General features: G+C 59.3%; 27 protein-coding genes and 2 pseudogenes. 17 read left to right on the top strand and 12 right to left on the bottom strand.

From position 1 onward, the window contains the following. Positions 1–40 precede the first annotated feature (40 nt). From ACYZT0_RS21410 to tldD, 3 genes are all read left to right on the top strand, one after another. Complete coding sequence (locus ACYZT0_RS21410) at positions 41–3,844, top strand: YhdP family protein (RefSeq protein ID WP_462042892.1); 3,804 nt, start codon at positions 41–43, stop codon at positions 3,842–3,844. Between the two features lie 123 nt (positions 3,845–3,967). Next, complete coding sequence (locus tag ACYZT0_RS21405; RefSeq protein WP_462042891.1) at positions 3,968–4,822, top strand: carbon-nitrogen hydrolase family protein; 855 nt, start codon at positions 3,968–3,970, stop codon at positions 4,820–4,822. A 12-nt stretch (positions 4,823–4,834) separates the two neighbouring features. Then, on the top strand, positions 4,835–6,277 hold the full coding sequence (tldD, locus tag ACYZT0_RS21400) for a metalloprotease TldD (RefSeq protein ID WP_462042890.1): 1,443 nt from the start codon (positions 4,835–4,837) through the stop codon (positions 6,275–6,277). Positions 6,278–6,325: 48 nt separating this feature from the next. On the opposite strand, the gene yjgA is transcribed toward tldD, so the two are convergent. Then, the gene (gene yjgA, locus ACYZT0_RS21395; protein ID WP_462042889.1) at positions 6,326–6,850 is read right to left on the bottom strand and encodes a ribosome biogenesis factor YjgA; all 525 of its coding nucleotides are present in this window, start codon (positions 6,848–6,850) and stop codon (positions 6,326–6,328) included. Positions 6,851–6,958: 108 nt separating this feature from the next. On the opposite strand from yjgA, the gene pmbA reads away from it, so the two are divergent. From pmbA to ACYZT0_RS21380, 3 genes and pseudogenes are all read left to right on the top strand, one after another. Then, positions 6,959–8,305 carry a metalloprotease PmbA gene (gene pmbA / locus ACYZT0_RS21390; RefSeq protein WP_462042888.1) on the top strand — a complete coding sequence of 449 codons (1,347 nt, stop codon included), beginning with the start codon at positions 6,959–6,961 and terminating at the stop codon, positions 8,303–8,305. Positions 8,306–8,417: 112 nt separating this feature from the next. Continuing rightward, positions 8,418–8,498 (top strand): annotated as a pseudogene (locus ACYZT0_RS21385) (FagA protein); the annotation flags it as partial. Beyond that, positions 8,490–9,006 (top strand): annotated as a pseudogene (locus ACYZT0_RS21380) (ZIP family metal transporter); the annotation flags it as partial. The pseudogenes ACYZT0_RS21385 and ACYZT0_RS21380, both read left to right, overlap by 9 nt. 8 nt (positions 9,007–9,014) lie before the next feature. Here the strand turns inward: ACYZT0_RS21380 and ACYZT0_RS21375 are convergent. The 10 genes from ACYZT0_RS21375 to ACYZT0_RS21330 form a co-directional block, all read right to left on the bottom strand. Beyond that, positions 9,015–9,290, bottom strand: coding sequence for an HPr family phosphocarrier protein (locus ACYZT0_RS21375; RefSeq protein ID WP_282375086.1), 276 nt, complete (start codon positions 9,288–9,290; stop codon positions 9,015–9,017). A gap of 15 nt (positions 9,291–9,305) precedes the next feature. After that, on the bottom strand, positions 9,306–10,163 hold the full coding sequence (gene rapZ, locus ACYZT0_RS21370) for an RNase adapter RapZ (RefSeq protein WP_282375087.1): 858 nt from the start codon (positions 10,161–10,163) through the stop codon (positions 9,306–9,308). Positions 10,164–10,165: 2 nt separating this feature from the next. Then, positions 10,166–10,630 (bottom strand): PTS IIA-like nitrogen regulatory protein PtsN, encoded by a 465-nt coding sequence (gene ptsN / locus ACYZT0_RS21365; RefSeq protein ID WP_131061210.1) that lies wholly within the window; start codon positions 10,628–10,630, stop codon positions 10,166–10,168. A gap of 12 nt (positions 10,631–10,642) precedes the next feature. Further along, entirely contained in the window at positions 10,643–10,951 is a 309-nt protein-coding gene (gene hpf, locus ACYZT0_RS21360) for a ribosome hibernation-promoting factor, HPF/YfiA family (RefSeq protein ID WP_007941242.1), read from the bottom strand. 73 nt (positions 10,952–11,024) lie between these two features. Next, entirely contained in the window at positions 11,025–12,518 is a 1,494-nt protein-coding gene (locus ACYZT0_RS21355; protein ID WP_462042887.1) for an RNA polymerase factor sigma-54, read from the bottom strand. 183 nt (positions 12,519–12,701) lie between these two features. Next, positions 12,702–13,427, bottom strand: coding sequence for an LPS export ABC transporter ATP-binding protein (gene lptB / locus ACYZT0_RS21350; RefSeq protein WP_462042886.1), 726 nt, complete (start codon positions 13,425–13,427; stop codon positions 12,702–12,704). After that, a complete protein-coding gene (gene lptA, locus ACYZT0_RS21345) occupies positions 13,427–13,975 on the bottom strand; it encodes a lipopolysaccharide transport periplasmic protein LptA (protein ID WP_462042885.1) in 549 nt (182 codons plus the stop codon). Before lptA ends, lptB begins: the two co-directional genes overlap by 1 nt. Further along, positions 13,962–14,534: an LPS export ABC transporter periplasmic protein LptC gene (gene lptC, locus ACYZT0_RS21340; RefSeq protein ID WP_462042884.1), complete on the bottom strand. Its 573-nt coding sequence runs from the start codon at positions 14,532–14,534 to the stop codon at positions 13,962–13,964. Before lptC ends, lptA begins: the two co-directional genes overlap by 14 nt. 7 nt (positions 14,535–14,541) lie before the next feature. Further along, on the bottom strand, positions 14,542–15,066 hold the full coding sequence (locus ACYZT0_RS21335; protein ID WP_462042883.1) for a KdsC family phosphatase: 525 nt from the start codon (positions 15,064–15,066) through the stop codon (positions 14,542–14,544). Next, complete coding sequence (locus tag ACYZT0_RS21330) at positions 15,066–16,040, bottom strand: KpsF/GutQ family sugar-phosphate isomerase (protein WP_462042882.1); 975 nt, start codon at positions 16,038–16,040, stop codon at positions 15,066–15,068. Before ACYZT0_RS21330 ends, ACYZT0_RS21335 begins: the two co-directional genes overlap by 1 nt. Positions 16,041–16,316: 276 nt before the next feature. Between ACYZT0_RS21330 and ACYZT0_RS21325 the strand changes: the two genes are divergently transcribed. From ACYZT0_RS21325 to hisC, 10 genes are all read left to right on the top strand, one after another. Then, positions 16,317–17,126 (top strand): ATP-binding cassette domain-containing protein, encoded by an 810-nt coding sequence (locus ACYZT0_RS21325; RefSeq protein WP_059403257.1) that lies wholly within the window; start codon positions 16,317–16,319, stop codon positions 17,124–17,126. Next, on the top strand, positions 17,126–17,923 hold the full coding sequence (gene mlaE / locus ACYZT0_RS21320) for a lipid asymmetry maintenance ABC transporter permease subunit MlaE (protein WP_347803526.1): 798 nt from the start codon (positions 17,126–17,128) through the stop codon (positions 17,921–17,923). Before ACYZT0_RS21325 ends, mlaE begins: the two co-directional genes overlap by 1 nt. Further along, positions 17,923–18,390 carry an outer membrane lipid asymmetry maintenance protein MlaD gene (mlaD, locus tag ACYZT0_RS21315; RefSeq protein ID WP_131061201.1) on the top strand — a complete coding sequence of 156 codons (468 nt, stop codon included), beginning with the start codon at positions 17,923–17,925 and terminating at the stop codon, positions 18,388–18,390. Before mlaE ends, mlaD begins: the two co-directional genes overlap by 1 nt. Positions 18,391–18,401: 11 nt before the next feature. After that, on the top strand, positions 18,402–19,058 hold the full coding sequence (locus tag ACYZT0_RS21310) for an MlaC/ttg2D family ABC transporter substrate-binding protein (protein ID WP_462042881.1): 657 nt from the start codon (positions 18,402–18,404) through the stop codon (positions 19,056–19,058). Beyond that, positions 19,055–19,360 (top strand): STAS domain-containing protein, encoded by a 306-nt coding sequence (locus tag ACYZT0_RS21305; RefSeq protein WP_462042880.1) that lies wholly within the window; start codon positions 19,055–19,057, stop codon positions 19,358–19,360. Before ACYZT0_RS21310 ends, ACYZT0_RS21305 begins: the two co-directional genes overlap by 4 nt. A gap of 114 nt (positions 19,361–19,474) precedes the next feature. After that, complete coding sequence (locus tag ACYZT0_RS21300; protein ID WP_007912386.1) at positions 19,475–19,714, top strand: BolA family protein; 240 nt, start codon at positions 19,475–19,477, stop codon at positions 19,712–19,714. 22 nt (positions 19,715–19,736) lie between these two features. Then, positions 19,737–21,002: a UDP-N-acetylglucosamine 1-carboxyvinyltransferase gene (gene murA, locus ACYZT0_RS21295; protein WP_046045865.1), complete on the top strand. Its 1,266-nt coding sequence runs from the start codon at positions 19,737–19,739 to the stop codon at positions 21,000–21,002. A gap of 128 nt (positions 21,003–21,130) precedes the next feature. After that, entirely contained in the window at positions 21,131–21,766 is a 636-nt protein-coding gene (gene hisG, locus ACYZT0_RS21290) for an ATP phosphoribosyltransferase (RefSeq protein WP_462042879.1), read from the top strand. A gap of 126 nt (positions 21,767–21,892) precedes the next feature. Continuing rightward, entirely contained in the window at positions 21,893–23,230 is a 1,338-nt protein-coding gene (hisD, locus tag ACYZT0_RS21285) for a histidinol dehydrogenase (RefSeq protein ID WP_462042878.1), read from the top strand. 2 nt (positions 23,231–23,232) lie between these two features. Beyond that, the gene (gene hisC / locus ACYZT0_RS21280) at positions 23,233–24,285 is read left to right on the top strand and encodes a histidinol-phosphate transaminase (RefSeq protein ID WP_462042877.1); all 1,053 of its coding nucleotides are present in this window, start codon (positions 23,233–23,235) and stop codon (positions 24,283–24,285) included. 118 nt (positions 24,286–24,403) lie between these two features. On the opposite strand, the gene algW is transcribed toward hisC, so the two are convergent. Next, positions 24,404–25,564: a Do family serine endopeptidase AlgW gene (algW, locus tag ACYZT0_RS21275; protein WP_462042876.1), complete on the bottom strand. Its 1,161-nt coding sequence runs from the start codon at positions 25,562–25,564 to the stop codon at positions 24,404–24,406. 102 nt (positions 25,565–25,666) lie between these two features. Here algW and ACYZT0_RS21270 point away from each other — a divergent pair, with 102 nt between their 5' ends. Next, entirely contained in the window at positions 25,667–26,425 is a 759-nt protein-coding gene (locus ACYZT0_RS21270) for a Nif3-like dinuclear metal center hexameric protein (RefSeq protein WP_462042875.1), read from the top strand. The last annotated feature ends 71 nt before the right edge of the window (positions 26,426–26,496 follow it).

Raw genomic sequence — 26,496 nt, 5'->3', positions numbered from 1 at the left:
TCAGCTTTTAGCAGTATTTTTGCCATGGGAGCCAACTGACATGGAGCGTCTGACACGCATTTTGGCCGCATTGACCCGCTGGGGTCTGGGCCTGTGCGCGTTGGTATTGGTGTTGATGGCGTTATACGTCAGCCTCGGCCGAGAGCTGACGCCGCTGGTGGCCGAGTACCGTGCCGAAGTCGAAGCCAAAGCCAGCGCTGCCTTGGGCATGCCGCTGAATATCGGCGAACTGGAAGGCAACTGGAGCGGCTTTGCGCCGATTATGCTGGCTCACGACGTGATGGTCGGCGAGGGCGCCAATGCCCTGCGTCTGGATCAGGTTCGCGCGGTGCCGGATCTGTGGGCCAGCCTGCTGGCTCGCGAAGTACGCATCGCTCACCTGGAACTCAGCGGCCTGAAGATCAGCCTCAAAGAAGGCGAGGACGGCCATTGGGCGCTGGAAGGTTTGCCGGTGCAGCAGGATCAGCCGCTGGATCCTGAAAAATTGCTCAATCGCATGCAAATGGTTCAGCAGATGTCGGTGCTCGATAGCCAGGTCACTTTGCAGCCACTGCAAGAGCAGCCTTTGACGCTGACTTACGTCGGCCTGAATCTGAAAACCGGCGCATCGCGTCAGCGACTCGACGTTCGCCTGACCCTGCCCGACGGCCAACCGGTGGCCATGAGTCTGCGCACCCGTCTACGCGCCAGCGAGTGGAAGGACGGCGAAGTGGATGCCTATCTGAGCCTGCCGCAAAGCGACTGGTCGAAATGGTTGCCTGAGCGCCTGACCCGGCAATGGAATTTCTCCGAGATCAAGGCCGGTGGCGAGCTCTGGGTGAACTGGGGTAAGGGCGCCCTGCAAAGTGGTGCGATACGCTTGAACGCGCCGCAACTCAAAGGTGCTTACGCCGAGCGCAAGCCGATCGAGATCAATAATCTGGCGCTGAACGGCTATTTCCAGCGCGGTGCCGAAGGCGTCCTGGTGACCCTGGATTCCCTGGCCATGAACCTCGGCGATACCCGCTGGGAAACGCATCTGCAACTCAAACAAAGCGCAGCGACCGACAAGGTCGGAGAGCTTTGGCATCTGCAAGCCGATCGCCTCGACCTCACCCCGATCACCCCGGTACTGAATGCCTTGGGGCCGCTGCCCGAAGGCGTGGCCACGGCCGTCGAGCGACTCAAAGTGACAGGTGGCCTGCGCAACGTGCTGATCGACATCCGGCCCAATGCCACCGACGACAGCAAGTTCAGCTTTGCCGCCAATCTGGATCGGGTCGGCTTCGATGCCTATCACGGTGCCCCGGCCGCGCGCAATGTCAGTGGCAGCATCAGCGGTGATCTGGGCGGTGGCGAGCTGCGCATGGACAGCAAGGATTTTTCCTTGCACCTGGACCCGATCTTCGCCAAGCCATGGCAGTACATTCAAGCCAATGCCCGACTGACCTGGAAACTCGACAAAGACGCCTTCACCTTGATCTCGCCGTACCTGAAGGTGCTGGGTGAAGAAGGCAAGATTGCCGGCGACTTTCTGATTCGCCTGCATTTCGATCACACCCAGGAAGACTACATGGACCTGCGGGTCGGTCTGGTGGACGGCGACGGTCGATACACCGCCAAGTACCTGCCGCAAATGCTCAGCCCGGCGCTGGACGAATGGCTGCGTACGGCCATTCTCAAAGGTGCGGTGGACGAAGGCTTCTTCCAGTACCAAGGGTCGTTAAACCACGGTGCCGCCGAGACTGCCCGCAGCATCAGTCTGTTCTTCAAGGTTCACGATGCCGAACTGGCCTTCCAGCCAGGCTGGCCACCTGTCAGCAACGTCACAGGTGACGTGTTTGTTGAAGACAGCGGCGTGCGGGTCCTGGCCAGCAAGGGTCAGTTGCTCAATACCCAGGTCAGCGACATTTACGTCAATATTCCCCATGTGCCTGCGGGGCAAAACGTCCACCTGTTCCTCGACGGTGGATTCGCCGGCGGGCTGGGCGATGGTCTGAAGATTCTCCAGGAAGCGCCGATCGGCACCGCAGCCACCTTTGCCGGTTGGGAAGGTGAGGGCGATCTGCAGGGCAAACTGAAACTGGATATTGCGCTGGCCAAAGGCGAGCAGCCGAAGATCCTCGTCGACTTCAAGACCGCCAAGGCCCGTCTGAAACTGGCCGGGCCAACCCTGGAGCTGACTCAGCTCAAGGGCGATTTCCGTTTCGACAGCACCAAGGGTTTGAGCGGACAAAACATTACCGCACGCGCCTTCGATAAACCTGTCACCGCACAGATTTACGCCGACGGCAGCCCCGGCAACCTCAAGACTCGCGTCACCGCTTCGGGGCAGGTGGAGGTCAAAAAACTTACTGATTGGCTGAGCGTTACGCAGCCGTTGCCAGTGGCCGGTGTGATCCCTTATCAGCTGCAACTGAACCTTGATGGTGCTGACAGTCAATTGATGGTCAGCTCCAACCTCAAGGGCGTAGCAATCGATTTGCCGGCGCCGTTCGGCATGGCTGCCGATGTGGGCCGCGACACCACGTTCCGCATGACCCTGCAGGGGCCGGAGCGACGCTACTGGGTCAACTACGGTGAGCTGGCGAACTTCACGTTTGCGGCACCGGCCGGCAATTTTGCCGACGGTCGTGGCGAGTTGGTCCTGGGGGGCGGCAATGCCGTGTTGCCCGGCGCCAAGGGCTTGCGAGTTCGAGGCGTACTGTCGGAACTGGATGTCGGCCCGTGGAAGGATCTGGTGGACAAGTATGCTTGCCAGGACCCGGGCGGCAGCGCCAAACAGTTGCTCAGCAGCGCGGACTTCAAGGTCGGCAAACTCAGCGGTATCGGTACCACGCTCGATCAGGTTTCCGTACAGTTGAACCGCAAACCTGTCGCGTGGGCCTTGCAACTAGACAGTCAGCAGGTCAAGGGCAGCGCCAGCCTCCCCAATGCGAAAGCCGCGCCGATTGCGATCAATCTGCAATACGTGCGTTTGCCGGCGCCAGCCCCGACGGTCCTGGCCGACGAAAACTCGCCAGATCCGCTGGCCTCGGTGGATCCGACGAAGATTCCGGCGCTGGATATCACCATCAATCAGCTGTTCCAGGGGAAGGACCTCGTCGGGGCCTGGTATCTGAAAGTCCGTCCGACCGCCAAGGGCATTGCGCTTAACACACTGGATCTGGGCCTCAAGGGCATTCTCCTGCAGGGCAGCGGCGGTTGGGAGGGCATGCCCGGTTCCAGCAGCAGTTGGTACAAAGGCCGGATCAGCGGCAAGAATCTCGCCGATGTGTTGAAGGGCTGGGGCTTTGCGCCGAGTGTCACCAGTGAAGATTTTCATATGGATGTCGATGGTCGCTGGCCCGGTTCGCCGGCCTGGCTGGCCACTAAGCGCTTCTCCGGAACCCTCGATGCTTCGCTGAATAAAGGCCAGTTTGTTGAAGTTGAGGGCAGTGCCCAGGCGTTGCGAGTGTTTGGCTTGCTGAACTTCAACTCCATCGGCCGCCGGCTGCGCCTGGACTTCTCCGACCTGTTCGGCAAAGGCTTGAGTTACGACCGGGTCAAAGGCCTGCTGGTCGCGACCAACGGCGTATACGTGACGCGTGAGCCGATCCTGATGACCGGTCCGTCGAGCAATATTGAGCTCAATGGCACCCTGGACCTGGTGGGCGATAAGGTTGATGCCAAGTTGCTGGTGACCTTGCCTGTGACCAATAACCTGCCGATTGCTGCACTGATTGTCGGCGCACCGGCTATCGGCGGCGCGCTGTTCCTGATCGACAAGCTAATCGGTGACCGCGTGGCACGTTTCGCGAGCGTCAAATACACCGTCAAGGGGCCGTGGAAAGAGCCGAAAATCACCTTCGACAAGCCTTTTTGATTTTCTTTTTGAAAACACACGCCCGGGGCCGATGGAGTAGCATGACCCTACATAGCGGCGCAGATTCCCTGTAGCCGCTGGCGAAGCCTGCGTCGGTGTACAGATTTCAAGTAAGGAAAGGCCATGTCTTTTGCGGTGATTCAAATGGTCAGCCAGAGCGATGTGCTGGCCAATCTGGCCCAGGCCCGTCGACTGCTCGAGCAGGCGGCGGCCGGTGGTGCGCAACTCGCCGTTCTGCCGGAAAACTTCGCCGCCATGGGCCGTCGCGACGTTGCCGACATTGGCCGCGCCGAAGCGTTGGGCGAAGGCCCGATCCTGCCATGGTTGAAACAGACCGCCCGCGACCTCAAGTTATGGATAGTGGCCGGCACGTTGCCGTTGCCGCCGGCAGACCAGCCGATGGCGAAGGTGCATGCCTGCTCGCTACTGGTGAATGACTACGGCGAAACCGTTGCACGGTATGACAAGTTGCACCTCTTCGACGTCGATGTGGCGGACAATCGCGGGCGTTATCGCGAATCCGATGACTATGCTTATGGCAGCGGGGTGGTGGTGGCGAACACGCCCGTCGGTCGAGTCGGGCTGACCGTGTGTTACGACCTGCGTTTCCCGGAGCTGTACAGCGAATTACGCGTTGCCGGTGCGGAGTTGATTACCGCACCGTCGGCCTTTACCGCGGTGACCGGCGCGGCGCATTGGGATGTATTGATTCGCGCGCGGGCCATCGAAACTCAATGTTATGTGCTCGCGGCCGCTCAGGGTGGAACCCATCTGGGGCCGCGAGAAACCTGGGGTCATGCGGCAATCATCGACCCGTGGGGGCGTGTGTTGGCGCAACAGGACCAAGGCGAGGCCGTGCTGCTGGCCGAACGCGATAGCAGCGAACAGGCGTCCATCAGGGCGCGGATGCCGGTGTCCAGTCACCGGCGCTTTTTCTCGCAGGGCGCCCCGCGACCTGCCTCAGAACGACGAATTTAAGGCGTAAAGCATATGAGCGAGTTGTTGTCCTCAGTCAGTGAACACCTCCTGGCGCCCGGCGGCGTAACGATCGAGAGCCTGCAAGGTGTGCTCGGCGATTTGGCCGGCCCGGGCATCGATGCCGCCGACCTGTATTTCCAGGGGCAGATCTCCGAGTCCTGGGCGTTGGAAGACGGGATCGTCAAGGAAGGCAGCTTCAACCTCGACCAAGGCGTCGGTGTGCGAGCGCAATCGGGTGAGAAAACCGGTTTTGCCTACAGCAATGCCATTACCCTCGAAGCCCTTGGCGCTGCTGCCCGTGCCGCGCGTTCGATCTCCCGCGCAGGGCAGAACGGCACGGTGCAAGCGTTCACCACTCAGGATGTCGCCCAGTTGTACGGGCCGGACAACCCGCTGGAAGTGATGACCCGTGCCGAGAAGGTCGACCTGCTCAAACGCATCGACGTCGCGACTCGCGCCCTCGATCCGCGTATCCAGCAAGTCACCGTGAGCATGGCCGGTGTCTGGGAGCGAATCCTCGTGGCTTCCACCGATGGCGGCCTGGCCGCTGATGTACGGCCGTTGGTGCGCTTTAACGTCAGCGTGATCGTCGAGCAGAACGGCCGCCGTGAGCGCGGCGGTCATGGCGGTGGCGGTCGTACCGATTACCGCTATTTCCTCGGCGATGACCGTGCCATGGGCTATGCCCGTGAAGCGTTGCGTCAGGCTCTGGTCAACCTCGAAGCTATCCCTGCGCCGGCCGGTACGTTACCGGTGGTGCTCGGTTCCGGCTGGTCCGGCGTGTTGCTGCACGAAGCCGTCGGCCACGGCCTGGAAGGCGACTTCAACCGCAAGGGCAGTTCGGCCTACAGCGGGCGCATGGGCGAGATGGTTGCGTCCAAACTTTGCACCATCGTCGATGACGGCACACTGGCCGGGCGTCGTGGCTCGTTGAGCGTCGACGATGAAGGCACGCCGACCGAGTGCACCACGCTGATCGAAAACGGCGTACTCAAAGGCTACATGCAGGACAAGCTCAACGCCCGTCTGATGGGCGTGGCCCGTACCGGTAACGGCCGTCGCGAATCCTACGCGCACCTGCCGATGCCGCGCATGACCAATACCTACATGCTGGCTGGCGAAAGCGATCCGGCAGAAATCATCGCCTCGGTGAAACGCGGCATCTACTGCGCCAACCTTGGCGGCGGTCAGGTTGACATCACCAGCGGCAAGTTCGTGTTCTCCACCAGCGAGGCGTACTTGATCGAAGACGGCAAGATTACTGCCCCGGTCAAAGGCGCGACGTTGATCGGCAACGGCCCGGAAGCCATGAGCAAGGTGTCGATGGTCGGTAACGATTTGGCGCTGGACAGCGGCGTGGGGACGTGTGGCAAAGATGGGCAGTCGGTGCCGGTGGGAGTCGGCCAGCCAACGCTGAAAATCGATGCGATCACTGTAGGTGGCACAGGATCTTGAGGAATGGAGCTTCGGGTGAACTGCAATGCAGCTCACCCGATTCGAGATTTAACGCAGACCGCGTTGAGTCTCGTCCAGCTCACGGATGTACTTGAAGATTTTACGGCTCGATGCCGGTGGCTTGTTGGTCGCCAGTTCGTGCTGGGCCTGACGGATCAGGGAGCGCAATTGCTGACGATCAGCCTCCGGGTAGTCGATGACGAACTTCTCCAGAACGCCGTCGTCGCCAGCGATCAAGCGATCGCGCCAGCGTTCCAGGCCATGGAAACGTTCGTTGTACTGCCGAGTGGAGGCATCGAGTTGATCGAGCAAAGTCAGAATGGCGTCAATGTCCTGATCGCGCATCAGTTTGCCGATGAACATAAGGTGCCGTTTACGCGCGATATTCGCGGTGTGCTTGGAAGCATCGGCCAGGGCCCGGCGCAAAGCGTCGGTCAACGGCAGTTTTGCCAGCAAGTCAGGCTTGAGTGTTGTCAGGCGCTCGCCAAGGTCAACCAGAGCATGAAGCTCGCGTTTAACCTGGGTTTTGCTTTTTTCTCCCGTATCGAGGGAGTCGTCGTAAGAATCAACCATGGTGGCAGTCCGCAAAGAAACGCCGCCATGATAACCAGTCGGGGGCCGCTTGTCCGGCCCGGTCGCTCGAAGGCCCCAGCCGAAAGCAGAATTTGAGTGGAGAACAGCATGAGTGCAGTTGAAAGCGTCGGCCCACAAGCGTTGCCGGCACTGCAAGAACAAGTCGAGCAGATCATCGCTGAAGCCAAGCGCCAGGGTGCCAGTGCCTGTGAAGTGGCGGTGTCCCTGGAGCAGGGCCTGTCGACCACGGTGCGTCAGCGTGAAGTCGAAACCGTCGAATTCCACCGCGATCAGGGTTTTGGCATCACCTTGTACGCTGGCCAGCGCAAAGGCTCGGCCAGCACGTCGGCCAGCGGTCCGGAGGCGATTCGCGAAACTGTCGCCGCCGCATTGGCCATCGCCAAGCACACTTCGGAAGACGAAGCTTCGGGCCTGGCGGATGCCGCGTTGATGGCCAAGGATCTACAGGATTTCGACCTGTTCCACCAATGGGACATCACCCCCGAGCAAGCCATCGAAATGGCTCTGAGCTGCGAAGCGGCGGCGTTTGCCACCGACAGCCGGATCAAGAACGCCGACGGCACCACCCTCAGCACCCACCAAGGCTGCCGTGTTTACGGCAACAGTCACGGTTTCATCGGCGGTTACGCGTCGACTCGTCACAGCTTGAGCTGCGTGATGATCGCCGAGGCCGACGGCCAGATGCAGCGCGATTACTGGTACGACGTGAACCGTCAGGGCACCTTGCTGGCCGACCCGGTGAGCATCGGCCAGCGTGCCGCGCAACGGGCGGCGAGCCGTCTGGGTGCGCGTCCGGTGCCGACCTGCGAAGTGCCGGTGCTGTTTTCCGCGGAACTGGCCGGTGGTTTGTTTGGCAGTTTCCTCTCGGCGATTTCTGGCGGCAGTCTGTATCGCAAATCGTCGTTCCTTGAAGGCACGCTGGGGCAGAAGTTGTTCCCGGAATGGCTGACCCTCGATGAGCGTCCGCACTTGATGCGTGCGATGGGCAGTTCTGCGTTCGATGGCGACGGTTTGGCGACCTACGCTAAACCGTTCGTCGAAAAAGGCGAGTTGGTGTCATACATTCTCGGCACGTACTCCGGCCGTAAGCTCGGGATGCCGAGCACCGCCAATGCCGGCGGGGTGCACAACCTGTTCGTCACCCATGGCGACGAAGACCAGGCAGCCTTGCTGCGACGCATGGGTCGCGGCCTGCTGGTCACAGAATTGATGGGCCAGGGCCTGAACATGGTCACTGGCGATTACTCCCGTGGCGCGGCGGGTTACTGGGTCGAAAATGGGGAAATCCAGTTTGCGGTCCAGGAAGTGACCATCGCTGGCAACATGCGTGACATGTTCAAACAGATCGTTGCGGTGGGTAATGACCTGGAATTGCGCAGCAACATTCGCACAGGTTCGGTGCTGATCGAACGGATGACGGTAGCGGGTAGCTAACGCTTAACCGTTACGCAAAAAGGCGCGCCACCCATCGTTGGGCGGCGCGCCTTTTTTGTGCGTTGATTTTCTCGGGATTGTTTTGGTTCTCATTACCGAATGAGCCCAGATCATGAGTTCTGCCTTGCACGAGCAGCCTTACCTTGAAATCTGGCGCTGGATGAGTCGCCAGATCCGTTGCGCAATCGTTCCCGGGATCTCCGCCGCTGAAAACCTGGGGCTGACGCCTTGGGCGGCCAGCGGACTGATCAGTTTCGGCATCATGGTGGGTGCGTTCGGGCTGTTTCTGGTGGATCGAAAGGTCTCCGGAGCGAGTCCGCAAATGTGGGTCGGCACCCTGGAACGGCCCGTGATTCCACCGCGTTTCTAGTGTTTTTGTTTGCCATCATCGCGCACAACATCCCCGAAAGCAGGGCGGTTGGTGTGTCGGCGGGTGGAGGCTGTCGCGGGTCAAGACGTTCCTGATCGGTGCTGCTTCAGGGTTGGTCGAGCCGGTCTTCGCGCTGTTGTGTGCCTGGCTGGTGAGCCTGGCGGAATTGTTGTTGCCCTTGGGGTTGACACTGGCAGCCGGGGCAATGTTGCTGGTCGTCACCCATGAAGTCATTCCCGAGTCGCGCCGCAATGGTCACGACAAGCTTGCAAGTCTTGGGCTGCTGATCGGGTTTTGTTTGATGATGGTGATGGATACGGCGCTCGCCTAGGCGAGTGCTTAACCACCTTCGCCGAAGTAGTCCTTGATCAAATCCACCAAAGCCTGCAAGGCTTCGTCAGCCTGCTCACCTTCGGTACTCAGGTGAATTATTGTTCCCTTGCCGGCAGCGAGCATCATCATCGCCATGATGCTTTTTCCGTCTACCATGGACTCGGGAGTACGTCCGACCCGAATCGTGCAATCTTTGAACTCACCGGCGACGCCAACGAATTTCGCAGAAGCACGGGCATGCAAACCCAGTTTGTTGATGATTTCAATTTCCAGAGCAGGCATCGCGGTGTGAATCCTTTAGCTGAGGTCGCGGTGGCGAACCTGGACGTTCTTCAGGGTTTTTTGCAGGGCCTGACCCAGACGTTCGGTCAGGTAGACGGAGCGGTGATGTCCACCGGTGCAGCCAATGGCAATGGTGACATAAGCACGGTTGCTGGCGGCGAAGCGTGGCAGCCATTTGAGCAAGTACGTGGAAATGTCCTGGAACATCTCTTCGACATCCGGCTGCGCCGCCAGGTACTCGGCGACCGGTTGATCGAGCCCGGAATGATCGCGCAACTCCGGCTTCCAATAGGGATTGGGCAGGCAACGCACGTCGAACACCAGATCGGCGTCCACCGGCATGCCACGCTTGAAACCAAAAGACTCCACCAGAAACGCAGTACCGGGCTCCGGCTGGTTCAGCAGGCGCAGCTTGATGGTATCGCGCAGCTGATACAGGTTCAGGTTGGTGGTGTTTACTTTGAGATCGGCGAGGTCGGCAATCGGCCCGAGCAGGCTGGTTTCATCGTTGATGGCTTCGGCCAGCGAGCGATTGGCATTGCTCAGAGGGTGGCGCCGGCGGGTTTCCGAGAAGCGTTTGAGCAAGGTTTCTTCATCGGCGTCCAGATAAAGCACATCGCACTGGATATGCCGGCTGCGCACTTCTTCCAGCAGTTCGGGAAACCGCGACAAGTGACTTGGCAAGTTACGCGCATCGATGGATACGGCAACCAGCGGTTGTGCCAGCTCGGTGTGAATCAACGCGCGTTCGGCCAGTTCCGGCAGCAGGCCGGCGGGAAGGTTGTCGATGCAGTAGTAGCCGTTGTCCTCGAGAACATCGAGCGCGGTACTTTTACCTGAGCCGGAGCGGCCACTGACGATGATCAAACGCATGATTACTGACCGTTTTGCTCGTCCAGGACGACCTGATACAAGGCTTCATTGCTCGGGGCGCTGCGCAGTTTTTCGCGCACTTCCTTGCGATCGAGCATGCTGGCGATCTGGCGCAGTAGCTCCAGGTGCGCATCGGTGGCGGCTTGCGGGACCAGCAGAACGAACAGCAGGTCAACCGGGGCGCCGTCGATGGCGTCGAAATCGATGGGGGCATCAAGGTGCATCAAGGCACTGATGGGCGAGTTGCAGCCCTTCAGGCGACAGTGGGGAATGGCGATGCCGTTGCCAAAACCGGTGGAACCGAGTTTTTCACGGGCAATCAGAGCCTCGAAGACATCTTGCATCTCCAGATCCGGCACTTCTTTATGGATAAGGTTGGCAATTTGCTCGAGGGCTTTCTTTTTACTGCCGCCCGGCACGTTCACGAGGGAACGGCCGGGGGTCAGGATGCTTTCAAGTCGGATCATGGGTTGGGAGTGTTAACGACCGGTCGCGCCCTGGAGGAGGCTTTGGGTCTTTTCCTTATGCTTTTTGAGTTGTTTATCCAGCTTGTCAGTCAGTGCGTCGATAGCCGCGTACATATCGGTATGCTCCGCGTTTGCGACCACTTCATTGCCGGGAATATGCAGCGTGGCTTCGATTTTCTGCTTGAGCTTTTCGACCGTCATCGTGACTTGCACGTTGGTGATCTTGTCGAAATGCCTCTCTAATCGTTCGAGTTTTTCGCCGATGTAGGTGCGAAGAGGTTCGGTCACTTCCAGTTGGTGTCCACTGATGTTGACTTGCATACAGCTCTCCTTCGTTGCCAGTGCATAAAGCGGCAGGCAGAAATGCCTGCCACTGGAACGCTGTGGCGTGGCTCTACATCAACCGCTTGCGTTCGCTCGAAGGCGCGATCCCGAGGGATTCGCGGTACTTGGCGACGGTGCGGCGAGCCACCTGAATGCCTTGTGCCTCCAGTAAACCAGCGATCTTGCTGTCACTCAACGGCTTTTTCTGATTTTCCGCGGCAACCAGTTTTTTGATGATCGCGCGGATCGCTGTAGACGAGCATTCACCGCCCTCAGAGGTGCTGACGTGACTTGAGAAAAAGTATTTCAGTTCATATATGCCCCGTGGGGTATGCATGAATTTCTGCGTGGTCACCCGAGAAATCGTCGACTCGTGCATGCCCACCGCTTCGGCGATGTCATGCAGGACCAGCGGTTTCATGGCTTCGTCGCCGTATTCAAGAAAGCCGCGCTGATGCTCGACGATCTGAGTGGCTACTTTCATCAGGGTTTCGTTGCGGCTTTGCAGGCTTTTGATGAACCAGCGGGCCTCTTGCAACTGATTGCGCATGAAGGTGTTGTCGGCGCTGGTGTCGGCGCGGCGTACGAAACCGGCGTATTGAGCATTGACCCGCAGTCGCGGCACGGATTCCTGGTTCAGTTCCACCAGCCAGCGCTCGTTGTCCTTGCGTACGATCACGTCGGGAACGACGTATTCGGCTTCGCCGGACTCGATTTGCGAGCCTGGGCGCGGGTTGAGGCTCTGGACCAGTTCAATCACTTGGCGCAGCTCATCTTCCTTGAGCTTCATGCGACGCATCAGCTGGCTGTAATCGCGGCTGCCGAGCAGGTCGATGTAATCGGTGACCAGGCGTTTGGCTTCGACCAGCCAAGGAGTCTTGGCGGACAACTGACGCAGTTGCAGCAGCAGGCATTCGCCCAGGTTACGGGCGCCGATGCCAGCGGGTTCGAATTGCTGGATGCGGTGCAGGACAGCTTCGATTTCGTCCAGTTCGATGTCCAGTTCCGGATCGAAGGCTTCGAGAATCTCCTCGAGGGTTTCGTCCAGGTAGCCCTGATTGTTGATGCAGTCGATCAGGGTCACGGCAATCAGGCGATCAGTGTCGGACATCGGTGCCAGGTTCAGTTGCCACAGCAAGTGGCTTTGCAGGCTTTCGCCGGCCGATGTACGGGTGGTGAAATCCCACTCGTCGTCATCGTTGCTCGGCAGGCTGCTGGCGCTGGTCTGGTAGACGTCTTCCCACGCGGTATCGACGGGCAGTTCGTTGGGAATGCGCTCGTTCCAGTCGCCTTCCTCGAGGTTGTCCACCGTCGGGGCGGTTTCCTGGTAGGAGGGTTCAGAAACGTCGGCGTTGGGTGGCTGTTCCGCTTTGTCGGCCAAGGGGTCAGCGTTATCGAAGTCGTCGCCTTCTTCCTGGCGTTCGAGCATCGGATTGGACTCCAGGGCCTCCTGGATTTCCTGTTGCAGGTCCAGGGTCGACAATTGGAGCAGGCGGATGGCCTGTTGCAGCTGCGGTGTCATCGTCAGCTGCTGGCCCATTCTCAAGACTAGCGATGGTTTCATGGCAGGGGCTTAACACCTTATTCGCCGGCGCACATGCGCCATCCACTACAGGACGCCGGAGCGCCAAACATAAGCAAATTATATGCCTGAAACCGCAACGTTTGCCTAGAGCGCTGTAACAATAAAAAAGTATTCATTTTTATCGAGACGAGCACTCGATCGACTAGCCAGGCACCTCAGTGCTTACAAGCGGAACTCATGACCCAGATACACTTCCTTGACCAGGTCGTTGGCCAGGATGGTGGCAGAGTCACCTTCGGCTATCAGCTGGCCATCGTTGACGATGTAGGCGGTTTCGCAGATATCCAGGGTTTCACGGACGTTGTGGTCAGTGATCAGCACACCAATGCCCTTGGCCTTGAGGTGATAGATGATCTGCTTGATGTCGCCCACCGAAATCGGGTCCACACCGGCGAATGGTTCGTCGAGGAGAATGAATTTCGGGTTGGTGGCCAGTGCCCTGGCGATTTCCACGCGGCGGCGTTCACCGCCGGACAGACTCATGCCGAGGTTGTCGCGGATGTGGCTGATGTGGAATTCCTGCAATAGGCTTTCCAACTCCTTGCGACGACTGTTCTTGTCGAGCTCCTTGCGGGTCTCGAGGATTGCCATGATGTTGTCGGCTACCGAGAGTTTGCGGAAGATCGATGCTTCTTGCGGAAGATAGCCAATACCGGCCTTAGCACGACCGTGCATAGGCTGGTGGCTGACATCCAGATCGTCAATCAGTACGCGGCCCTGGTCGGCTTGTACCAGACCGACAATCATGTAGAAACAGGTGGTCTTGCCGGCGCCGTTGGGGCCTAGCAGGCCGACGATCTGACCGCTGTCGATCGACAGGCTGACGTCACGCACGACCTGACGGCTCTTGTAGCTCTTCGCCAAATGCTGAGCTTTCAGAGTTGCCATTACTGGGCCTTTTGCTCGTCGGTTTTCTTCTTCGGCTGGATCACCATGTCGATGCGCGGACGCGCCTCGGTGACCTTGTTGCCGGTGGCGCGACCGGCGCTCGCGAGCTTTTTGACCGTGTCGTAGACGATTTTCTCGCCTTGGGTGACGTTGTTGTCCTTATCGATGACTTTGGCGCGATCGATCAGCACGACGCGGTTTTGCGCAGCGTGGTACTGGATCGTTACCCCGTAACCCTGAACCGGCTTGGTATCGCCCGCAGTTTGCAGTTGCTCGAAGTAGGCGAGGTTGCCCACCGAAGTCATCACGTCGATGTCGCCAGTCGGGGTGCGGGTGATGGTTACGGTGTTGCCGGTAACCTTCAACGAGCCCTGAGTAATGATCACGTCACCTTTATAGGTGGCGATGCCGTTCTTGTCGTCCAGCTGGGCGTCGTCGGCCTGGATGCGGATAGGCTGCTCTTGATCGTTCGGCAGAGCCCAGGCGCTCACGCTTCCCAGTGCTGCGCCCAGACTGAGCAAAATAGGGAGGGTTTTAACGAGCCTCATACTGTCCTCTTACGTTAGATAGCAGGTGTATCCTGCTTTCTTTCAAATACGCTTTCATTCCCTTGCCAGTCGACACACCACCAGCGCCGTCGATTCTAACGGGTTGCTCGGTCTGCGCATATTGCTGCTGCGGGAACACTGTCATGCGGGTGGTGGTAATCAGAGTCTTGCGGTTTTTCTCGTCGAAGCGTGTGATGCGCACCGAGTCAATCAGTTCGACCTGAGTGCCGTCGGGGTTCACTTCGCCGTGCTCGCTTTGGACGTGCCAGGGAAACTCGGTGCCGCGGAACATGTTCAGGTCGGGATTGGTCAACAACGTTACTTCGGTCGCCTTAAGGTGTTCGACCTTGTCGGACGTCATTTCGTATTGCAGTTTGCCGTCCGGCAGGTACTGCACGCTGTGGGCGTTGACCGCGTAATAGTCGATCGCGGTTTCATCGACCTTTGCCACTGGCTGGTCGAGGAAGCGTTCCGGACTGATGTTCCAGTAGCCGACCGCCGCGAATATCGCTGCGATGCAACCAAACACCAGGAATTTGCGAATCTTTTTGCTCAGCATAGTTGGCTCACAGGTACGCAGCGTTGGCCGCATCGAGGCGGCCCTGGGCGCGCAGGATCAATTCGCAGAATTCGCGAGCGGCACCCTCGCCACCACGAGCCTGGGTGATGCCGTGGGCGTGTTCACGGACGAAACTGGCAGCGTTGGCCACCGCCATGCCCAGGCCGACGCGGCGAATCACCGGCAGGTCCGGCAGGTCGTCGCCGAGATAGGCGACTTGCTCATAGCTTAGGTTGAGTTGGGCAAGAAGCTCGTCGAGCACCACCAGTTTGTCTTCGTGCCCCTGGTACAGGTGTGGAATGCCGAGGTTCTTCGCTCGTCGCTCGACCACCGGGGTCTTGCGGCCGCTGATGATAGCGGTCTGCACGCCCGCTGCCATCAACATCTTGATGCCTTGGCCGTCGAGAGTGTTGAAAGACTTGAATTCGCTGCCGTCTTCAAGGAAGTACAGGCGTCCGTCGGTCAGTACGCCATCGACGTCGAAAATCGCCAGCTTGATGTTCTTGCCGCGTTGCAACAGGTCGGTGCTCATCACATTACTCCTGCGCGCAGCAGATCAGAGAGGTTGAAGGCGCCGATCGGACGGTCCTCCTTGTCCACCACCACCAGCGCGTTGATTCGATGGTCTTCCATGATTTTCAGAGCCTCGGCCGCGAGCATCTCGGGACGGGCGGTCTTGCCGTGAACGGTCATGACCTCGTCGATGGTCGCGTGATGGATATCGATGGCACGGTCCAGGGTGCGGCGCAGGTCGCCGTCGGTGAAGATCCCGGCGAGTTTGCCATCGGCTTCAAGAATCACGGTCATGCCCAGGCCCTTGCGGGTCATTTCCATCAATGCGTCCTTGAGCAGAGTGCCGCGTTGAACGTGCGGCAGCTCTTGCCCGGCGTGCATGACGTTTTCCACTTTCAGCAGCAGGCGTCGGCCAAGCGCGCCACCGGGGTGGGAAAAGGCGAAATCTTCAGCGGTAAAACCGCGGGCTTCCAGCAGCGCAACGGCAAGAGCGTCGCCCATGACCAGCGCGGCAGTGGTCGACGAGGTCGGTGCCAGGTTAAGCGGGCAGGCTTCGTGCTCGACGTGCACGTTGAGGTTGACCTCGGCAGCCTTTGCCAGTGGTGATTCCGGGTTGCCGGTCATGCTGATCAATTGAATGCCCAGACGCTTGATCAGTGGCAGCAGGGTGACGATTTCATTGGTGGAGCCGGAGTTCGACAGCGCCAGGATGATGTCGTCGCGGGTGATCATGCCCATGTCGCCGTGGCTGGCTTCGGCCGGGTGCACGAAAAAGGCCGTGGTGCCGGTGCTGGCCAGGGTGGCGGCGATCTTGTTGCCGATGTGCCCGGATTTGCCCATGCCGACCACGACCACGCGGCCTTTGCTGGCCAGAATCATCTCGCAAGCGCGTACGAAATCTGCGTCGATATGGGGCAGCAAGCCTTGTACGGCTTCCAGTTCGAGGCGGATGGTGCGTTGAGCAGATTGAATCAGGTCGCTGGATTGGCTCATGTCAGAAATCGTATAGCCTGATGAAAAGGCGGCGATTATAACGGTAATGATCGAAACCCTCACGCAAGTTCGTCGCGCTTTGTCGTTCCCTGTTACCGAATACCCCTCAATAGAAGCTTTTGCCCTGTCATGTTGCTGAAGATGGCCCGGCTTGGGCCTTGGGCGCTTGGCCTTTGCAGTGATATAGTTCGCCGCCAGTTCGGCCTGCCCGGGAGGGATGTGCTTTCGTCAGAAAGTCAGGCGTCCGAGTGAGAGGCTGCATCGCAAGGAGTTTAGATGAGTGCCGATAAAGCCTACGCGGTCGAGCTGAAGGGACTGACCTTCAAGCGCGGTGCGCGCAGCATTTTCAATAACGTCGATATACGTATCCCGCGCGGCAAGGTCACCGGCATCATGGGGCCTTCCGGGTGTGGCAAGACTACGCTGTTGCGGCTGATGGGTGCACAGTTGCGGCCCACCAAAGGCGAAGTCTGGGTCAACGGGCAGAACCTGCCGAAGCTGTCGCGCAGTGATCTATTCGATGCGCGCAAGCACATGGGCGTGCTTTTTCAGAGTGGTGCACTGTTCACCGATCTCGACGTGTTCGAGAACGTCGCCTTTCCGCTACGCGTTCATACCGAACTGCCGGAAGAAATGATCCGTGACATTGTCCTGCTCAAATTGCAGGCCGTGGGCTTGCGTGGCGCCATCGACCTGATGCCTGACGAGTTGTCCGGCGGCATGAAGCGTCGTGTCGCTCTGGCCCGGGCGATTGCCCTTGATCCGCAAATCCTCATGTACGACGAGCCCTTTGTCGGCCAGGACCCCATCGCCATGGGCGTGCTGGTGCGCCTGATCCGCCTGCTCAACGATGCGCTGGGCATCACCAGTATCGTGGTCTCCCACGATCTGGCCGAGACTGCGAGCATCGCCGATTACATCTATGTCGTCGGCGAAGGCCAGGTGTTGGGGCAGGGCACTCCCGAGGAACTGATGAACTCGCAGGAACCACGCATCCGTCAATTCATGACAGGCGAGCCGGACGGTCCGGTCGCCTATCACTTTCCAGCGACGGATTACCGCGCAGATCTTCTGGGGAAGCGTTGATGCGCAAGATTTCACTAATAGAACGGGTTCGCCGGTTCGGCCACTCTGGCATTGACGTGCTGGGGGTGTTCGGTCGTTCGGCGATATTCCTGTTTCATGCCTTGCTCGGCCGTGGTGGCATTGGTGGCGGTTTTGGCCTGCTGATCAAGCAACTGCATTCAGTGGGCGTGATGTCTCTGGTGATCATCGTGGTCTCCGGGGTATTCATCGGCATGGTGCTGGCGCTGCAAGGCTTCAATATTCTATCCAGCTACGGTTCGGAGCAGGCGGTCGGGCAGATGGTTGCGCTGACGCTGTTGCGCGAACTGGGCCCCGTGGTCACGGCATTGTTGTTCGCCGGGCGCGCCGGTTCGGCGTTGACTGCCGAAATCGGCAACATGAAGTCCACCGAGCAGTTGTCCAGTCTGGAAATGATTGGTGTCGACCCGCTCAAGTACATCATTGCCCCGCGCCTGTGGGCCGGCTTCATTTCCCTGCCGGTGCTGGCGATTATCTTCAGCGTGGTGGGAATCTGGGGTGGTTCGTGGGTGGCCGTCGACTGGCTGGGTGTCTATGAAGGTTCCTACTGGTCCAACATGCAGAACAGCGTGACCTTTGCTGATGATGTGCTCAACGGCATCATCAAAAGCATCGTTTTCGCCTTTGTCGTGACTTGGATCGCTGTATTTCAAGGCTATGACTGCGAGCCCACTTCCGAGGGGATCAGTCGTGCCACTACCAAGACCGTGGTGTACGCCTCTTTGGCTGTACTCGGCCTGGACTTTATTCTGACCGCCTTGATGTTTGGAGATTTCTGATGCAAAACCGCACCCTGGAAATCGGTGTCGGCCTTTTCTTGCTGGCTGGCATCCTGGCTTTGCTGTTGCTGGCGTTGCGGGTGAGTGGCCTGTCCCCGAGCGCAACCACCGATACTTATAAAACTTATGCGTATTTCGACAATATCGCCGGTTTGACTGTCAGAGCTAAAGTGACCATGGCCGGTGTGACCATCGGCAAGGTCACGGCGATCGATCTGGACCGCGACAGTTTCACCGGTCGAGTGACCATGCAGCTGGAAAAACGCGTAGATAACCTGCCGACTGACTCCACTGCATCTATCCTGACCGCTGGCCTGTTGGGCGAGAAGTACATCGGTATCAGCGTAGGCGGGGAAGAAACCTTGCTCAAGGATGGTTCAACCATCCACGACACGCAGTCGTCGTTGGTACTTGAGGATCTGATCGGTAAATTTCTGCTCAATACCGTTAGTAAAGACGCCAAATAAGGAGCTTTTGAATGATCTCTACCTTGCGACGTGGCCTGTTGGTATTACTCGCGGCCCTGCCGTTGATGGCTAACGCAGTGGCAGCGCCCTCGGCGCACGATATCGTGCAGGACACCACCAGCCGGTTACTGGCCGATCTGTCGGCCAATAAAGAGAAGTACAAGCAAGACCCGCAAGACTTTTATACGGCGCTGAACACAATCGTCGGGCCTGTGGTGGATGCCGAGGGCATTTCCAAAAGCATCATGACGGTCAAGTTTTCACGCAAAGCCACACCTGCGCAGATGAAGACCTTTGAAGAAAACTTCAAAAGGGGTCTGTTCCAGTTCTATGGCAACGCGTTGCTCGAGTACAACAATCAGGGGATCGTCGTCGACCCTGCCAAGGATGAGTCGGGAGACCGTACAAGCGTCGCCATGAGGGTCAAAGGCACCAACGGCGCGATCTATCCTGTGTCTTACACACTCGAAAAGATCAATGGTGAGTGGAAACTGCGCAACGTGATCATCAACGGCATCAACATTGGCAAGCTGTTCCGTGATCAGTTCGCTGATGCGATGCAGCGCAATGGTAACGACTTGGACAAGACCATCAATGGTTGGGCCGGGGAAGTCGCCAAAGCCAAGGAAGCCAGCCAGAAGCAAACCACTGAGACGCAAGCTCAATGAGTGTGTCGGCCATTCGCATGAGCGAATCCGGCGAGCTGACGCTTAGCGGCATGCTGGATTACCGCACCGGCCCGGGCTTGCGCAAGCAGGGGCAGGCGCTGATCAAGTCCAGCAAGGCCGCTGCACTGTTGGTCGATTGCTCGGCGGTGTTGAAGTCCAGCAGTGTCGGCTTGTCGCTGCTGCTGTGCTTCATGCGTGATGCAGAGGAGGCCGGCAAGGCGTTGAGCATCCGTGGGATGCCAGAAGATATGCGCGAAATCGCTCAGGTCAGCGAATTGACCGAGCTGTTGGCGCATCCCTAACCAGCATCAATAAAGAAGCCCCCCGTCAGAGTCCTGCTTCGCGGGGTTCGCAGGCGCGGGGCTTTTTTGTATGATGTCCGACCCGCGCGCACAGGGCGCCGATTGAGGTTGAGCATGCAGGCCGTAGAAGTGAAGAGCTTCCTTGAAGGAAAGCTGCCCGGAACGTTGGTAGAAGTTGAGGGCGAAGGCTGCAACTTTCAGCTGAACGTGATTAGCGATGAACTGGCGGCGTTGAGCCCGGTGAAGCGTCAGCAGCAGATCTATGCCCATTTGAACCCATGGATCACCGATGGCAGCATCCATGCGGTCACTATGAAATTTTTCAGCAGCGCGGCCTGGGCCGAGCGCACCTGAGCCCAAGGGCGTCGAGATTCTTATGGATAAATTGATTATTACCGGTGGCGTTCGTCTTGATGGCGAAATCCGCATCTCCGGGGCAAAGAACTCTGCCCTGCCGATCCTGGCTGCAACCCTGCTGTGCGATGGCCCGGTTACCGTTGCCAACCTGCCGCACCTGCACGACATCACCACCATGATCGAACTGTTCGGTCGCATGGGCATTGAGCCGGTGATCGACGAGAAGCTGAGCGTCGAAATCGATCCGCGTACCATCAAGACCCTGATCGCACCGTACGAACTGGTTAAAACCATGCGTGCGTCGATTCTGGTGCTGGGCCCGATGGTTGCACGTTTCGGTGAGGCCGAAGTCGCACTGCCTGGCGGTTGCGCCATTGGTTCGCGTCCGGTTGACCTGCACATCCGTGGCCTCGAAGCCATGGGCGCGGTCATTGACGTCGAAGGCGGCTACATCAAGGCCAAGGCGCCTGAAGGCGGCCTGCGCGGTGCGCACTTCTTCTTCGACACCGTCAGCGTGACCGGTACCGAAAACATCATGATGGCGGCCGCTCTGGCCAAGGGCCGCAGCGTTCTGGCAAACGCCGCTCGCGAACCTGAAGTCATCGACCTGGCGAACTTCCTGATCGCCATGGGCGCCAAGATCACTGGTGCCGGCACCGACACCATCACCATCGATGGCGTCGAGCGTCTGCACCCGACCACTTACAAAGTGATGCCTGACCGTATCGAAACCGGCACCTACCTGGTCGCCGCTGCCGTGACCGGCGGTCGTGTGAAGGTCAAGGACACTGATCCGACCATCCTCGAAGCCGTTCTTGAGAAACTCAAGGAATCGGGCGCGGAAATCACCTGCGGCGAAGACTGGATCGAGCTGAACATGCACGGCAAGCGGCCAAAAGCCGTCAACGTGCGGACCGCTCCGTACCCGGCGTTCCCGACTGACATGCAAGCGCAGTTCATCTCCCTCAACGCCATTGCCGAAGGCACCGGTGCCGTGATCGAGACGATCTTCGAGAACCGCTTCATGCACGTTTACGAACTGCACCGCATGGGCGCCAAGATCCAGGTCGAAGGCAACACTGCCATCGTCACCGGTACCGAGAAGCTGAAAGGCGCGCCAGTCATGGCCACCGACCTGCGTGCTTCGGCCAGCCTGGTGATCTCGGCGCTGATCGCTGAAGGTGACACCCTGATCGACCGCATCTACCACATCGACCGTGGTTACGAGTGCATCGAAGAGAAACTGCAGATGCTCGGCGCCAAGATCCGCCGCGTACCGGGCTAGTTTCTGCTTTATGGGCGCAAGGACGTGCCCGTTGATTTCGCTTCAAGTCGAGGGTGCTTCACCCTCGGTGTGTGTTCGGCGCCATTTGCGACCGGGCATGAGTACCTTGATAAGGACTGACGTTTCCCATGTTGACCATCGCACTGTCCAAGGGCCGCATCCTTGACGACACCCTGCCGCTTCTGGCTGAAGCGGGCATCGTGCCGACCGAGAATCCGGACAAGAGCCGCAAGCTGATCATCCCCACGACTCAGGCCGATGTGCGGCTGCTGATCGTGCGCGCCACCGATGTGCCGACGTACGTCGAGCATGGTGCCGCTGACCTGGGCGTCGCCGGTAAAGATGTGCTGATGGAATATGGCGGCCAAGGTTTGTACGAGCCTTTAGACCTGCGAATTGCCCTCTGCAAGCTGATGACCGCTGGCCGTGTCGGCGATGTCGATCCCAAGGGCCGTTTGCGGGTGGCGACCAAGTTTGTCAACGTTGCCAAGCGCTACTACGCCGAACAGGGCCGCCAGGTCGACATCATCAAGCTTTACGGCTCGATGGAACTGGCGCCACTGATCGGTCTGGCGGACAAGATCATCGACGTGGTCGACACCGGCAACACCCTGCGCGCCAATGGCCTGGAACCCCAGGATTTCATTGCCGACATCAGCTCCCGGCTGATCGTCAACAAAGCTTCGATGAAAATGCAGCACGCCCGTATCCAGGCGTTGATCGACACCCTGCGCAAGGCAGTGGAGTCTCGACACCGCGGCTGATTCACCTGCGCGACGTTAAGTCGCGCCCGTCTATCCGCCTCATAGCCAGAATTCTCAGGTGCCCAAGCGGATCGGCTGCTAGCTTACGGCACCTGAGTTTTTTGCCATTCCTATGAGGCTCTCGCTATGACCGCACCGACTGCAATTCGCCGACTCAACGCTGCTGACCCGGATTTCGCACATCATCTGGATCATCTGCTGAGCTGGGAAAGTGTGTCTGACGACTCGGTCAATCAGCGGGTGCTGGACATCATCAAGGCTGTGCGCGAGCGTGGCGATGCCGCGCTGGTGGAGTTCACCCAGAAGTTCGACGGCCTGCAAGTCGCGTCCATGGCGGACCTGATCCTGCCTCGCGAACGTCTGGAACTGGCCCTGACCCGAATCACCGTGCCTCAGCGTGAAGCGCTGGAAAAAGCCGCGACTCGAGTACGCATCTATCACGAGAAACAGAAACAGGATTCCTGGAGCTACACCGAAGCCGACGGTACCGTGCTAGGCCAGAAGGTCACGCCGCTGGATCGCGCCGGCCTGTATGTACCGGGTGGCAAGGCGTCTTATCCTTCCTCGGTTCTAATGAACGCAATTCCGGCCAAGGTGGCCGGCGTGACCGAAGTGGTCATGGTGGTGCCGACTCCTCGCGGTGAAATCAACGAACTGGTGCTGGCTGCAGCCTGCATCGCTGGCGTCGACCGCGTGTTCACCATCGGCGGCGCGCAAGCGGTCGCCGCACTGGCTTACGGCACCGAAAGCGTGCCGAAGGTCGACAAGGTGGTCGGTCCTGGCAACATCTATGTCGCCACGGCCAAGCGCCATGTGTTTGGCCAGGTCGGCATCGACATGATCGCCGGCCCCTCCGAAATCCTCGTGGTGTGCGACGGCAAGACCGATCCGGACTGGATTGCCATGGACCTGTTCTCCCAAGCCGAGCACGACGAAGACGCCCAAGCGATTCTGGTCAGCCCAGACGCCGAGTTCCTCGACAAGGTCGCCGCCAGCATCGCCAAACTGCTGCCGACCATGGAGCGTGCCGAGATCATTGAAACCTCGATCAACGGTCGTGGCGCGCTGATCAAGGTTCGTGACATGGACCAAGCCATCGAAGTGGCCAACCGCATTGCGCCGGAACACCTTGAGTTGTCCGTTGCTGATCCGCAGGCCTGGCTGCCGAAGATCCGCCACGCCGGCGCGATCTTCATGGGCCGCCACACCTCCGAAGCCTTGGGCGACTACTGCGCCGGTCCGAACCACGTGTTGCCGACTTCCGGCACCGCGCGATTCTCGTCGCCGTTGGGCGTGTACGACTTCCAGAAACGTTCGTCGATCATCTTCTGCTCCGAGCAGGGTGCGTCGGAACTGGGCAAAACCGCTTCCGTGCTGGCCCGTGGCGAGTCGCTGACCGCTCACGCCCGCAGCGCCGAATACCGCATCCTCGACGAAGACTTTTCACAAGGGCAGGGGAACTGAGCATGAGTAAATTCTGGAGCCCGTTCGTCAAGAATCTGGTGCCTTACGTGCCGGGCGAGCAGCCCAAACTGGCGAAACTGGTGAAGCTCAACACCAACGAAAACCCGTACGGCCCATCGCCAAAAGCCTTGGCGGCGATGCAGACCGAACTCAATGACGACCTGCGTCTGTACCCGGACCCGAACAGCGACCTGCTCAAGCAAGCGGTCGCCAAGTACTACGGCGTACAGAGCAATCAGGTGTTCCTCGGCAACGGTTCCGATGAAGTCCTGGCGCACATCTTTCACGGTTTGCTGCAACACGATCAGCCGCTGCTGTTCCCGGACATCAGCTACAGCTTCTATCCGGTTTACTGCGGCTTGTATGGCATCACCTTCGACGCGGTGCCGCTGGACGAGCAGTTCCAGATCAACCCGGCGGACTACGCCAAGCCGAACGGCGGGATCATCTTCCCGAATCCGAATGCACCGACGGGCTGCCTGTTGGCGCTGGATGCCGTGGAGCAAATCCTCAAGGCCAGCCCGGATACGGTGGTCGTGGTTGATGAGGCTTACATCGACTTCGGAGGTGAGACGGCGATCAGCCTGGTGGACCGTTACCCGAACCTGCTGGTGACCCAGACCCTGTCCAAATCCCGTTCACTGGCGGGCCTGCGAGTGGGTCTGGCGGTGGGGCATCCGGACCTGATCGAGGCGCTGGAGCGGATCAAGAACAGCTTCAACTCTTATCCGCTGGATCGTCTCGCGAATGTCGGTGCAGCCGCAGCGTTTGAAGATCGTGAGTACTTCGACAAGACCTGCCGGTTGGTCATCGAGAATCGTAAACAGGTCGTTGTGCAATTGGAAGCGAAGGGCTTTGAAGTGCTGCCGTCGGCGGCGAATTTCATTTTCGCCCGTCATCCGAAGCATGATGCGGCGGGGCTGGCAGCGAAATTGCGCGAGCAAGGCGTGATTGTTCGGCATTTCAAGCAGGAGCGGATTGCGCAGTTCCTGCGGATCAGCATTGGCACGCCGGAGCAGAATCAGGCACTGATTGACGGCCTCGGCGACCTGTAACGTTACTCGCTGATCGTTCCCATGCTCCGCGTGGGAATGCATCCCGTGACGCTCCGCGTCACAGTGGGCGCAGAGCGTCCATGGCGGCATTCCCACGCGGAGTGGAACGATCAGTCACTTACTCTTCTGCTTTCTCTTTGACCGGCGCCGGTGGCGGACGCAAACCGATCTCTGCGGTCAGCTTGAGCTCTTTGCCGTTGCGCATCACCTGGACCGTGACCTTGTCGGTCGGCTTGATCCGCGCGACCTGGTTCATCGAGCGGCGACCATCGCCAGCCGGCTCGCCGTCGATGCTGAGAATCACGTCACCCAATTGCAGGCCGGCCTTCTGCGCCGGACCGTCGCGGAAAATTCCCGCGACCACAATGCCCGGACGTCCCGACAGACCAAACGATTCCGCCAGTTCCTGAGTCAACGGCTGCACTTCGATACCGAGCCAGCCGCGAATGACCTGGCCGTGTTCGATGATCGACTTCATCACTTCCATGGCCAGTTTCACCGGGATCGCGAAACCGATGCCCTGGGAGCCGCCGGACTTGGAGAAAATCGCCGTGTTGATGCCGGTCAGGTTGCCGTTGGCATCCACCAGCGCACCGCCGGAGTTGCCTGGGTTGATCGCGGCGTCGGTCTGGATGAAGTCTTCGTAGTTGTTCAGGCCCAGCTGATTACGCCCGGTGGCGCTGATGATGCCCATGGTCACGGTCTGGCCGACACCGAACGGGTTACCGATGGCCAGGGCTACGTCGCCGATGCGGATGTTGTCGGAGCGCCCGACCGTGATCGATGGCAGGTTTTTCAGATCGATTTTCAGTACCGCAAGGTCGGTTTCCGGGTCGCTGCCGATCACTCGGGCCAGGGTTTCACGACCGTCCTTGAGCGCCACCACAATCTGGTCGGCACCGCTGGTCACATGGTTGTTGGTCAGCAGGTAACCTTCCGGGCTCATGATCACGCCGGAGCCGAGGCTCGATTCCATGCGCTTCTGTTTCGGCGAGTTGTCGCCGAAGAAGCGGCGGAACTGCGGGTCCTCGAACAGCGGATGGTTCGGTTTGTTGATGACTTTGGTGGTGTACAGGTTGACCACCGATGGCGCCGCCGTGGTCACCGCGTCGGCATAGGACACGGGGCCTTGTTGCATCGTGGTGGTTTGCGGGGCTTGCTGCATGTTGACGTCGAGGCTTGGGAGCCCGACCCACTGCGGGTAACGCTGGATTATCAATAGAGCGATAAGCACGCCGGCCAACAGCGGCCAGCCGGAAAAACGCAGCGCCTTGAGCATTAAGCACGTCCTGAGAGGTTGCAGGCGGTATGAGACCGCCCATAATGTCGCGCATTATACGAGGCGAAGCGTGCCTCTGAACGGGATATTTAGGAGTCTTTTATGGCCGTCGCCCTGAGCACCCTGGTCGAAGAAGCCGACCGTTACCTTAGCAGTGCAAAGATTGCCGATTACTGCCCCAACGGGTTGCAGGTCGAAGGCAGGCCGCAGGTGATGCGCATCGTCAGTGGCGTCACCGCCAGCCAGGCTTTGCTCGACGCCGCTGTGGAAGCCAATGCCGATCTGGTGCTGGTGCATCACGGCTACTTCTGGAAGGGCGAGAATCCGTGCATCACCGGCATGAAGCAGCGTCGGTTGAAAACCCTGCTCAAGCACGATATCAGCCTGTTGTCCTACCATCTGCCGCTGGATCTGCACCCGGAAGTCGGCAATAACGTGCAGTTGGCACGTCAGCTGGACATCACCGTTGAAGGCCCGCTGGACCCGGACAACCTCAAAGTGATCGGCCTGGTCGGTTCATTGAGCGAGCCGGTGACGCCCCGTGATTTTGCCCGTCGCGTACAAGAAGTCATGGGGCGCGAGCCGTTACTGATTGAAGGCAGCGAGATGATCCGCCGCGTTGGCTGGTGCACCGGTGGCGGTCAGGGATATATCGATCAGGCCGTGCTGGCGGGCGTCGACTTGTACCTCAGCGGTGAGGCGTCCGAGCAGACCTTCCACAGTGCCCGGGAAAACAACATCAGCTTCATCGCCGCCGGCCACCACGCCACCGAGCGCTATGGCGTTCAGGCGCTGGGGGATTATCTGGCGCGGCGTTTTGCCCTTGAGCACATCTTCATCGATTGCCCGAACCCCATCTGACATCGTTGTCCCCCGTAGGAGCGAGGCCGCCGCACCGCTCGCTCCTACAGGGGGCATGGTGCCCAAACGCG

Source organism: Pseudomonas sp. ZS1P83, assembly GCF_054897825.1.
This window is presented reverse-complemented; position numbering and strand designations above follow the sequence as displayed.

Coding starts and splice junctions, on each gene's coding strand:
- hisD (WP_462042878.1), top strand. CDS start 21,893: ATGACCGCACCGACTGCAATTCGCCGACTCAACGCTGCTGACCCGGAT.
- ACYZT0_RS21325 (WP_059403257.1), top strand. CDS start 16,317: ATGAGTGCCGATAAAGCCTACGCGGTCGAGCTGAAGGGACTGACCTTC.
- ACYZT0_RS21305 (WP_462042880.1), top strand. CDS start 19,055: ATGAGTGTGTCGGCCATTCGCATGAGCGAATCCGGCGAGCTGACGCTT.
- ACYZT0_RS21330 (WP_462042882.1), bottom strand. CDS start 16,040: ATGAGCCAATCCAGCGACCTGATTCAATCTGCTCAACGCACCATCCGC.
- rapZ (WP_282375087.1), bottom strand. CDS start 10,163: ATGCGTTTGATCATCGTCAGTGGCCGCTCCGGCTCAGGTAAAAGTACC.
- ACYZT0_RS21355 (WP_462042887.1), bottom strand. CDS start 12,518: ATGAAACCATCGCTAGTCTTGAGAATGGGCCAGCAGCTGACGATGACA.
- mlaD (WP_131061201.1), top strand. CDS start 17,923: ATGCAAAACCGCACCCTGGAAATCGGTGTCGGCCTTTTCTTGCTGGCT.
- ACYZT0_RS21300 (WP_007912386.1), top strand. CDS start 19,475: ATGCAGGCCGTAGAAGTGAAGAGCTTCCTTGAAGGAAAGCTGCCCGGA.
- murA (WP_046045865.1), top strand. CDS start 19,737: ATGGATAAATTGATTATTACCGGTGGCGTTCGTCTTGATGGCGAAATC.
- ACYZT0_RS21270 (WP_462042875.1), top strand. CDS start 25,667: ATGGCCGTCGCCCTGAGCACCCTGGTCGAAGAAGCCGACCGTTACCTT.
- hpf (WP_007941242.1), bottom strand. CDS start 10,951: ATGCAAGTCAACATCAGTGGACACCAACTGGAAGTGACCGAACCTCTT.
- tldD (WP_462042890.1), top strand. CDS start 4,835: ATGAGCGAGTTGTTGTCCTCAGTCAGTGAACACCTCCTGGCGCCCGGC.
- mlaE (WP_347803526.1), top strand. CDS start 17,126: ATGCGCAAGATTTCACTAATAGAACGGGTTCGCCGGTTCGGCCACTCT.
- lptB (WP_462042886.1), bottom strand. CDS start 13,427: ATGGCAACTCTGAAAGCTCAGCATTTGGCGAAGAGCTACAAGAGCCGT.
- ACYZT0_RS21410 (WP_462042892.1), top strand. CDS start 41: ATGGAGCGTCTGACACGCATTTTGGCCGCATTGACCCGCTGGGGTCTG.
- pmbA (WP_462042888.1), top strand. CDS start 6,959: ATGAGTGCAGTTGAAAGCGTCGGCCCACAAGCGTTGCCGGCACTGCAA.
- ACYZT0_RS21310 (WP_462042881.1), top strand. CDS start 18,402: ATGATCTCTACCTTGCGACGTGGCCTGTTGGTATTACTCGCGGCCCTG.
- ACYZT0_RS21405 (WP_462042891.1), top strand. CDS start 3,968: ATGTCTTTTGCGGTGATTCAAATGGTCAGCCAGAGCGATGTGCTGGCC.
- lptC (WP_462042884.1), bottom strand. CDS start 14,534: ATGCTGAGCAAAAAGATTCGCAAATTCCTGGTGTTTGGTTGCATCGCA.
- yjgA (WP_462042889.1), bottom strand. CDS start 6,850: ATGGTTGATTCTTACGACGACTCCCTCGATACGGGAGAAAAAAGCAAA.
- ptsN (WP_131061210.1), bottom strand. CDS start 10,630: ATGATCCGACTTGAAAGCATCCTGACCCCCGGCCGTTCCCTCGTGAAC.
- hisG (WP_462042879.1), top strand. CDS start 21,131: ATGTTGACCATCGCACTGTCCAAGGGCCGCATCCTTGACGACACCCTG.
- ACYZT0_RS21375 (WP_282375086.1), bottom strand. CDS start 9,290: ATGCCTGCTCTGGAAATTGAAATCATCAACAAACTGGGTTTGCATGCC.
- lptA (WP_462042885.1), bottom strand. CDS start 13,975: ATGAGGCTCGTTAAAACCCTCCCTATTTTGCTCAGTCTGGGCGCAGCA.
- ACYZT0_RS21335 (WP_462042883.1), bottom strand. CDS start 15,066: ATGAGCACCGACCTGTTGCAACGCGGCAAGAACATCAAGCTGGCGATT.
- algW (WP_462042876.1), bottom strand. CDS start 25,564: ATGCTCAAGGCGCTGCGTTTTTCCGGCTGGCCGCTGTTGGCCGGCGTG.
- hisC (WP_462042877.1), top strand. CDS start 23,233: ATGAGTAAATTCTGGAGCCCGTTCGTCAAGAATCTGGTGCCTTACGTG.